The 2585-nt window shown below is 38.9% G+C and carries 1 protein-coding gene; it reads right to left on the bottom strand.

The features are described 5' to 3' along the window. Nucleotides 1-529: 529 nt before the first annotated feature. A complete protein-coding gene (locus tag ACEWB7_RS17105; protein WP_004883953.1) occupies nt 530-2149 on the bottom strand; it encodes an oleate hydratase in 1620 nt (539 codons plus the stop codon). Nucleotides 2150-2585: the final 436 nt, after the last annotated feature.

Raw genomic sequence — 2585 nt, 5'->3', positions numbered from 1 at the left:
TGTTCAAATGGCTATTCTACGTTTGATTGGTTTTGGAAAAAAAGAAGAATTTAAGAAAGTGCTAGCAATTTTAAGAAAGAAAAAGCCTGATAGGACAAGGACCCTATGAAATTTGTCGTGTACAGAGGTAATTTTTATGAAATCTAAAATCATGAGAAAAAGATAGAAAAGCACTTAGTCAGTTTCGGAGTATTATTTAAAACGTGAAGATGTTTTTCCTATGTTGATTAGTCAATTTATTTACGAATGAGGTATAAAGTTTTATCTAATTTTTCTTTTTATCCAATTTAAAATTAGGTGCGTACACGGCCTCAACTTTCAATAAAGTATAAAAGGTGTTTGTGTAGGCAATACCCTTACTTTTGATAAGCCAAAAGAAAGCAAAAGCCTTTGTTACCCATACATAACATCCCTATTATGATGGATAACGTGTGGCATCCCTGCCACACTCGTGTATCCAAACGTTGCTTAAATTAAACTATGTAATAGTGGCGACATAAAGGTGCTCTTATCGCTATATATTAAAAACTTAGTGGAACACTGTTTCTAAAGCTTTTAAACCCACTTTGGGATCAAGTAGACCGTTGTAAATTTCAGGGATTTCACGTTCCACCCCAAAAAATTCATAAATGGCAAGCATCGCCCCACGAACTGAATATTCCACAGTAAAGACCACGTCATCTTCAATTTCCACAAACTGTCCAAGGAAAGCAAAGTTTTGTGAGCCTTGTGGAATTACCTGTGGACGATCCCCCGGTTTACGGCAGGCGAATAGGGCAGAGGCGTATGGCATCATGGCGGTAGTAACATCAGTCGTTGCCAAAACATGATCTAAAATGTCGTCAAAACCGAGCTGTTTAATCAGTTCTGTTAGGATTTCTTGCCCCGTGGCTTCGGACATTGGTTTTTTGATGTAATCGCCTATATGGTCAATTTGGAAACCATAGCCCCATAAGGTATATAAACCTTCAGGTAAGTCGGCAAAGTGTGGCTGTGCAGGAACCACGATGGATAAATGCCAACCCGACTCATACCAAGTCATGAGTGCGCCTGTGCCTGGTTCATTGCCTGTATAGTCAATAATACGTTTAAGTAGCACGTCATCTTTCATGGTCAGAGTGAAAGACTCCCACTTATGTTCATCGACATTGCCATAAAAAGTCATTGGACGGCCAAAGTCTGGGGCTTTTTGTGCCAGCGTTTCCCAAAGCGTCCAGCCATGATCTTCTCGATGACGAATAAGGGCAGGCACGTCATGATTACCGCCATAACGTGAGTCTGCTGTAATAGAGCCTAAAGTGAAAATAGCTAAATCATTGGCTTTCAGATTAATTTGCTCTGAGCCTTCAGGCAATTGTACATATAGGCGTGAAGCGTAGCGTTCTTGAGTTTCAGCATTGGTAATGAAGTCTGCATCTGTGACATAGTGTCCAAAACGCACATCGACGCCTTGTGCGACTAACCAACGCTGTAGGGGCAGAATCATCGAGTCATATTGGTTGTACTTGGTACGTTTCACACCCGCTAAGGTATGAATGCGTGGCAATTCTTGAATAAAACGCAAGAAATAGCGTCTTAACTCTGCTGCACTGTGCCATTTTTGAAAAGCGAAAGTCGTGCGCCACATGCGCCAGAAATTGGTTTCAAAAAAGGTTTCATCAAAAAACTCATCAATGCGGCGACTGCCAATTTTTTCTTCTTTTGAAGCTAATAGGCGCAGCATCTGTGCACGATGTAGCGTATTCAGACCAAGCTTTGCTGCATCCGCAATGACATGTTCGGCATCAATCAACCGTGCATTGGCGTGGGTTTTCACTTTTTCATTAAACTCACGACATTCTTCACGCACCGAAATGTCTGGATTTTCCAAAGATGGAATACTGGAAAATAAGTCCCATAGGCACAAATAAGTTTCATCGGTCAGCATTCGCCCACCACGTGTTACCCAAGCTTGCGCGGCATGCGGTGTATGTCCACCATCCATGGAACCACCTGAAATATCGAGTTCTTCTAAAATATGGATATTTTTGGCAGGGACTTTGGCATCACGGATTGCAAATGCAGCAGCAGCCATACCTGCGATACCACCACCAATAATCCAAAGATGGGACTGTTGCGCGTCTAATGGGGTGCGCTTCTTATTTTGCATGGTTCACCTTTAATTATGATGTTAAAAATTATGAAGTAAAAAAATTGGTTTAGAAAAACCTTAAAAATAGTATGTCTTTTTATATATGAAAAATGTATGAAATGGGAAGCAATCCCCTCATTATATTTTGTAATCAAAAATAGACGTATGATGGCTATTTTTAATACACATTTGTCTTTTTATTAAAATTGAATATGATCTAAATAATTGATGTTAATGTTTATTGTTGAGTAATTGCTCTATTGTTGTTTTCACTATGCCGTATGCTAAATTTCTTTAAAAATAGGCTTTTTATTTATCATTAAAAAATATCTTTGTACACGACAAAAAAAGATAACTCATTGAAATAATGGCATAATACTTGTTTTCTGACGACGAATATGATGACACATTTCAATGAGTTACATCTCATCTTAAACAAATATCTAAAGTGGAA

The sequence above is a fragment of the Acinetobacter sp. NIOH-H-8 genome (assembly GCF_046635365.1).
Classification (GTDB): Bacteria; Pseudomonadota; Gammaproteobacteria; order Pseudomonadales; family Moraxellaceae; genus Acinetobacter.
This window is presented reverse-complemented; position numbering and strand designations above follow the sequence as displayed.